The organism is Xanthomonas sp. WHRI 8932A (assembly GCF_035012785.1).
Taxonomy (GTDB): Bacteria; Pseudomonadota; Gammaproteobacteria; order Xanthomonadales; family Xanthomonadaceae; genus Xanthomonas.
Window position 1 is genome coordinate 244,795 of record NZ_JAYGQQ010000010.1, and the last position, 7,143, is coordinate 251,937.

Annotated in this window: 5 protein-coding genes; all 5 read left to right on the plus strand. The window is 66.0% G+C overall.

Translation table 11 applies throughout. From position 1 onward, the window contains the following. The first annotated feature begins 318 nt into the window (after positions 1–318). The 5 genes from zwf (at position 319) to VC212_RS17650 (ending at position 6,293) form a co-directional block, all read left to right on the plus strand. Entirely contained in the window at positions 319–1,749 is a 1,431-nt protein-coding gene (gene zwf / locus VC212_RS17630) for a glucose-6-phosphate dehydrogenase (RefSeq protein WP_115513087.1), read from the plus strand. Beyond that, on the plus strand, positions 1,746–2,753 hold the full coding sequence (gene glk / locus VC212_RS17635; RefSeq protein WP_055854145.1) for a glucokinase: 1,008 nt from the start codon (positions 1,746–1,748) through the stop codon (positions 2,751–2,753). Before zwf ends, glk begins: the two co-directional genes overlap by 4 nt. After that, positions 2,750–3,469, plus strand: a complete 720-nt coding sequence (gene pgl, locus VC212_RS17640; RefSeq protein ID WP_115513088.1) for a 6-phosphogluconolactonase — start codon at positions 2,750–2,752, stop codon at positions 3,467–3,469. Before glk ends, pgl begins: the two co-directional genes overlap by 4 nt. A gap of 195 nt (positions 3,470–3,664) precedes the next feature. After that, positions 3,665–5,581 carry a phosphogluconate dehydratase gene (edd, locus tag VC212_RS17645; protein WP_323526506.1) on the plus strand — a complete coding sequence of 639 codons (1,917 nt, stop codon included), beginning with the start codon at positions 3,665–3,667 and terminating at the stop codon, positions 5,579–5,581. A gap of 52 nt (positions 5,582–5,633) precedes the next feature. After that, complete coding sequence (locus VC212_RS17650) at positions 5,634–6,293, plus strand: bifunctional 4-hydroxy-2-oxoglutarate aldolase/2-dehydro-3-deoxy-phosphogluconate aldolase (protein ID WP_039815810.1); 660 nt, start codon at positions 5,634–5,636, stop codon at positions 6,291–6,293. Positions 6,294–7,143: the final 850 nt, after the last annotated feature.

Sequence of the window (7,143 nt, forward strand, 5' to 3'; positions counted from 1 at the left end):
TTATTCTGACATGTAATCGTTTTCACATGGCAACATCGATCTCGGAGGGACCATGCCGCTACCGACCCACGCCGCCGTATCCGGCGACGTTACCTGCATTGCGCCAGCGGGCATTCCGCCACGCACGTGCAGGTATGCCGCCCAGGCGCTAACCGCTGACCACCAGTTGCTGCAACAATCGGGGATTGGGCGTCGCCGTCCATCCCCCGCTGCGCGCACGCAAGTGTCGCTCAGGAACAGACGTACCGACCGCCGGCTGTCCGGCGCCTTTTCGCGAAACTGCTGATAACGATGTCTCCAGAATCTGAAACTCGGTCCATGCACAACACCCTGATCCTGTTCGGCGCTACCGGCGATCTCGCCCAGCGCTATCTCTTTCCGTCCCTGCTGCGCCTGTTCGTCGACGGCCTGCTGCCGGAGGACTTCCGTATCCGTGCGCTGGCATTGTCGCCGCACGATACCGAGGCTTTCCGTGAAGTGTTACGGCCACGCCTGACCGAAGCGCTGCCGATTGCCACCCCGGAGCAGATCCAGACGCTGCTGCAGCGCGTGGATTACCGCTCGGTGGATCTGCGCAATGCCGAATCGGTGGCCGATGCAGTCCGCGAGCTGGCCAGCCGCCAGATCGTGAGCTACCTGGCGATCCCGCCGGGGCTGTACATCAGCACCTGCCAGGGCCTGGCCTTGGGCGGTGCGCTAGCCGCACCGCACCGGCTGATGCTGGAAAAGCCGATCGGCCACGACTCCGATAGCGCTCGCGAGATCCTGCAGTCGATCGGCGCGCTGATCGACGAAGACCGCGTGTTCCGCCTGGACCATTACCTGGGCAAGGCGGCGGTGCAGAACCTGATCGCGCTGCGCTTCGGCAATACGCTGCTCGAAGCAGTCTGGAACCGGACCTACATCGAGTCGGTGCAGATCCTGGTCGCCGAAAGCGAGGGTGTGGACGGACGCGATGCGTATTACGCCCGCTCCGGCGCGCTGCGCGACATGGTGCAAAGCCATATCCTGCAGCTGCTGTGTCTGGTGGCGATGGAGCCGCCGGCGTCGCTGGAAGCCGACCGCATCCGCGACGAGAAGGTCAAGGTGCTGCGTGCGCTGCGCCCGATGACCGCCGAACACGCCGCGCACGACAGCGTGCGCGGCCGCTACACCGCCGGCACCATCAACGGCCAGCCGGCGCAGGCCTACCACCCGCCGGAAGGCAGCGACGTGGAAACCTTCGTCGCGGTCACCGCGCATATCGACAACTGGCGCTGGGCCGGCGTGCCGTTCCATCTGTGCACCGGCAAGCGGCTGGCCGAGCGTTCCACCCGCATCGTGGTCACGCTCAAGCCGGTGACGCATTGGTTGTTCGAGCGCCCGGATCGCCAGAACGCGGTGCCCAACCGCCTGACCTTCCAGCTGCAGCCGCAGGAAAACATCGAGCTCGGCCTGATGAGCAGCCTGGCCGGCCCGGAATGGGGCGCGATCGAACTGCAACCGCTGGAACTGGAATTGTCGGTGCCGACCGGCCTGCACCGTCGCATCGCTTACGAGCGGCTGTTCGTGGATGCCTTCAACGGCAACCCGGCACTGTTCGTGCGCGACGACGAGGTCAAGGCTGCCTGGTCCTGGATCGACAGCGTCAGCGATGCCTGGAAAGACGCAGCCTTGCCGCTGCAGCCCTACCCCGCCGGTAGCTGGGGCCCGGACACTGCCGCACCGTTCCTGCCTCCTGCCACCGACGCACAGGGAAACACCGCATGACCGCTCCTTCCAAACCGGTGCTGGTTGCCGATATCGGCGGAACCAACGCGCGGTTCGCGCTGGCCGATGTCGATGCATCGGTCCCGTTGCTGGATGACACATCGCGCGAGTTCGCGGTGGTGGAGTTCGCTTCGCTCGGTGAAGCCGCGCGGTATTACCTCGACCAGATCGGCGTACAGGCTACCCAGGGCGTGTTCGCCGTGGCCGGCCGCGTCGACGGCGACGAAGCGCGCATCACCAATCATCCGTGGGTGATCTCGCGGTCGCGCACCGCTGCCATGCTGGGCTTCAGCACCCTGCACCTGATCAACGACTTTGCCGCGCAGGCCATGGCAATCAGCCTGCTGCGTCCGCAGGATGTGGTGCAGGTGGGCGGTGCCAGCTGGCGGCCGGCGCCGATCGATCAACCGCGCAACTACGGCGTGATCGGTCCCGGCACCGGCCTCGGCGTGGGTGGGCTGATCATCCGTAACGGGCGCTGTTTTCCTCTGGAAACCGAAGGCGGCCACGTCAGCTTTCCGCCCGGCACGCCGGAAGAAATCCGTGTGCTGGAAATCCTCTCCGAACAGTTCGGCCGGGTCTCCAACGAGCGGCTGATCTGCGGCCCCGGCCTGGTCAACATCCATCGCGCATTGAGCGAGATTGCCGGCATCGACCCGGGCCCGCTGGAACCAAAGGACATCACCGCACGTGCGGCGGCCGGCGACCCGCGCTCGGCGCGCACCATCGACCTGTTCTGCGCCATCTTCGGTGCGATCGCTGGCGACATGGTGCTGATGCAGGGTGCGTGGGATGGCGTGTTCCTCACCGGCGGGTTGGTGCCCAAGGTGCTGGAGTCGCTGCAGCACTCCGGCTTCCGCCAGCGCTTCGAACACAAGGGCCGGTTCTCCGCGATCATGTCGCGCGTGCCTTCGCTGGCGGTCATGCACCCGCATGCCGGCCTGTTGGGCGCCGCAGCGTATGCGGTGGATGCGCAGCGTCAGCATCCGGGGGAACAGCGATGAACCTGCAGGACAACCCGCGCATCACCCTGGTGCGCTACGAAGATCCCGCCGAGTGGACCGAAGCGGTCGCCGGCGAAATGGCCGATCTGCTGGAACAGGAAATTTCGCGCCGCGGGCAGGCACGCATGCTGCTCTCCGGCGGCACCACACCGGCGCCGGTCTACGAATCGCTGGCGCACCGTCCGCTGGACTGGTCACGGGTGGAGGTGGGCCTGGTCGATGAGCGTTGGCTCTCGCCACAGGATCAGGACAGCAACGCGTGGCTGGTCAATCACAGCTTCCTGACCCATGCGCCGGCCGCGACCTTCATCCCGTTGGTGCGTCCCGGCAAGCAATTGCCCGAGTGCGTGCACACCGCCAATCTGCAGGCCACCCATGCCGAACCGGCCTGTCTGGCGGTGCTGGGAATGGGCGGCGACGGACATACCGCATCGTTGTTCCCCGGTTCGACCGATCTGCCCAAGGCGCTGGCCAGCCCGCAGCCGTATGCGTCGCTGGACGCGACCGGTTGCCCGGGCGCGAACCAGTGGCCGCTGCGGATCACGCTGACGCCGACCGGCCTTGCCGCGATTCCCACCCGCCTGCTGCTGCTGCGCGGCAAGCAAAAGCTCGATGTGCTGCAAGCCGCACTGGCTGGCGAGGACATCAGCGAGTACCCGATTCGTGTCGCGCTCCAGCAGCCCGGTCCGCGGTTGCGGGTGCATTGGTGCGGTTGAGGGCTGGCGGATGCCGCGAGCCCTTCGCGAAAGCGGATGCGCTGTGAGTACTTCGCAACAGCCAATGCAACGTGCGTCGCTCGCAACCGCAGCTTCAATGCGAGTGCCTCGCACCAGCCCGCACATCCAGGTGCGGGTATTTAAACTACACAACAGCGTGCCTTCTTCCCCCCCGTTTCTCATAGCCGGTAGCCAATGAGCCTGCATCCGAACATCCAAGCTGTCACCGACCGTATCCGCAAGCGCAGCGCGCCGTCGCGCGCGGCGTATCTGGCCGGCCTCGATGCCGCCCTGCGTGAGGGGCCGTTCCGTAGCCGTCTGAGCTGCGGCAATCTTGCGCACGGCTTTGCGGCGTCCGAACCGACCGACAAATCGCGTCTGCGCGGTGCGGCCACGCCTAACCTGGGCATCATCACCGCCTATAACGACATGCTGTCGGCACACCAGCCGTTCGAGCATTACCCGCAGCTGATTCGCGATGCCGCGCGTGCGCTCGGCGCCACCGCGCAGGTGGCCGGTGGCGTGCCGGCGATGTGCGACGGCGTGACCCAGGGCCGCGCCGGCATGGAGCTGTCGCTGTTTTCGCGCGACAACATCGCGCAAGCCGCAGCGATCGGCCTCAGCCACGACATGTTCGACAGCGTGGTGTACCTGGGTGTGTGCGACAAGATCGTGCCGGGCCTGTTGATCGGCGCGCTGGCCTTCGGCCATCTGCCTGCGCTATTCATGCCGGCCGGCCCGATGACGCCGGGCATCCCGAACAAGCAAAAGGCCGAAGTGCGCGAGCGCTATGCCGCCGGCGAAGCCACCCGCGCCGAATTGCTGGAAGCCGAAGCGTCGTCGTATCACTCGCCCGGCACCTGCACCTTTTACGGCACCGCCAATTCCAACCAGGTGCTGCTCGAAGCGATGGGCGTGCAATTGCCCGGCGCCTCGTTCGTCAACCCGGAATTGCCGCTGCGCGATGCACTGACCCGTGAGGGCACCGCACGCGCCTTGGCGATCTCCGCGCTGGGCGACGACTTCCGTCCGTTCGGCCGCTTGATCGACGAACGCGCCATCGTCAATGCGGTGGTCACGCTGATGGCGACCGGCGGCTCGACCAACCACACCATCCACTGGATCGCCGTGGCGCGTGCGGCCGGCATCGTGTTGACCTGGGACGACATGGACCTGATCTCGCAGACCGTGCCGTTGCTGACCCGCATCTATCCAAACGGCGAAGCCGACGTGAATCGCTTCCAGGCCGCAGGCGGCACCGCGTTCGTCTTCCGCGAGCTGATGGACGCCGGCTACATGCATGACGATCTGCCCACCGTGGTCGAAGGCGGCATGCGTGCCTACGCCAACGAGCCGCGGTTGCAGGACGGCAAGGTCACCTATGTGCCCGGCACCGCGACCACCGCCGATGACAGCGTGGCGCGCCCGGTCAGCGATGCGTTCGAAGCGCAAGGCGGCCTGCGCCTGCTGCGCGGCAACCTTGGCCGCTCGCTGATCAAGCTGTCGGCGGTCAAGCCGCAGCATCGCAAGATCGAAGCGCCTGCGGTGGTGATCGACACGCCGCAGGTGCTCAACAAGTTGCATGCCGCCGGCGTGCTGCCGCACGACTTCGTGGTGGTGCTGCGTTACCAGGGCCCGCGTGCCAACGGCATGCCTGAGTTGCATTCGATGGCACCGCTGCTCGGCCTGCTGCAGAACCAAGGCCGCCGCGTGGCGTTGGTCACTGACGGCCGTTTGTCGGGTGCCTCGGGCAAGTTCCCCGCCGCGATCCACATGACGCCGGAAGCCGCGCGTGGCGGCCCGATCGGGCGCGTCCGCGAAGGCGACATGGTGCGTATGGACGGCGAAGCCGGCACGCTGGAAGTGCTGGTCTCGGCCGAAGAATGGGCATCGCGCGAAGTGGCGCCCAATACCGCCGTGGCCGGCAACGACCTGGGCCGCAACCTGTTTGCGATCAACCGCCAGGTCGTCGGCCCGGCCGACCAGGGCGCGATCTCGATTTCCTGCGGCCCGACGCATCCGGACGGTGCACTGTGGAGCTACGACGCCGAGTACGAACTCGGCGCAGATTCTGCCGCAGCCGCCGCGCCGCACGAGTCCAAGGACGCCTGATCCCCTTCCCTCTCAGCGACCGCCCCGGCGGTCGCCGTCTAATGGAGTTGCAATGACGATTGCCCAGACCCAGAACACCGCCGAACAACTGCTGCGCGACGCCGGCATCCTGCCGGTGGTCACTGTCGATACGCTGGACCAGGCGCGCCGCGTGGCCGATGCGCTGCTCGAAGGCGGGTTGCCCGCGATCGAGCTCACTCTGCGCACACCGATCGCGATCGAAGCGCTGGCCATGCTCAAGCGCGAACTGCCCAATATCGTGATCGGCGCCGGCACCGTGCTGAGCGAACTGCAGTTGCGTCAGTCGGTGGATGCCGGTGCGGATTTCCTGGTGACGCCGGGCACGCCTGCCCCGCTCGCGCGCCTGCTGGCCGATGCGCCGATCCCGGCCGTTCCCGGCGCAGCCACCCCGACCGAATTGCTAACCCTGATGGGCCTGGGCTTTCGCGTGTGCAAGCTGTTCCCGGCCACTGCCGTCGGCGGCCTGCAAATGCTCAAGGGCCTCGCCGGCCCGCTGTCCGAGCTCAAGCTCTGTCCCACCGGCGGCATCAGCGAAGCTAACGCAGCAGAGTTTCTGTCGCAGCCAAACGTGCTGTGCATCGGCGGCTCGTGGATGGTCCCCAAGGACTGGTTGGCCCAGGGCCAATGGGACAAGGTCAAGGAAAGCTCGGCCAAGGCCGCGGCGATCGTTCGGCAGGTGCGTGCGGGTTAATTTTTGGGCGCCGCATCCAGAGAGTTGAAAAGCCGGGCTGCGGTGGAAAGCTGATTGGGTGACAAAAGCTGGTTGGCTGAGGAAAGCCTGGTTGGCTAGCGCTTTCAGATGATTGAGGAAAGCCTGATTCGCTGGCGCATTTCTCTTGTAAGTGCAGCGGCCCGCGGGCACCGGGGCAGGACACGCCGTGAACCCATCGATCGAGGGCTCTTACACGACATTCTTGTCGTGTAAGGTCCTGCCCCGGCGCCCGCAGACCACTCTTCGAATGTTCCTGTGTTGGCGGAACGTGGAGCAGCGACTACTGTCGGGTACGCTCCCCCGCCAAGCTTTGAAAAATTGCTTTACCTGATCAAGATCATGATGGCGACTCGCCGAGGCGGCAGCGTGGCCGGGGATTGGCGGAGAGCGGCGCACGGATGTGCCGCGGCGGCGAGTCAGACAGGATGTCTGACCGAGCCGAAGAGCCAGTCCCCGGCCGCGCTGACGCCGCTTACCGAAGCCAGTAACCAACAGCCGCGCACTTGGCAGTCCCCGGAAAACCGTACCCTCACCCCAACCCCTCTCCCGGCGGGAGAGGGGCTTCAGGCGGCTCATGACGTTCAAGGCTCTAGCGCTACGTAGCGGTGGCGTTTTCCGCGCACCACGACACCCCAGCAGATCCCTGATCTGCTGCTGTCATCGAAAATCGCGCAGGTCATGGAAAACATGAAGGAAAATTCGCTTGCCTTGACTAAGGCGTTGCAGTGACTCGCCGAGGCGGCAGCGTGGCCGGGGATTGGCGGAGAGCGGCACAAGGATGTGCCGCGGCGGCGAGTCAGACAGGATGTCTGACCGAGCCGAAGAGCCA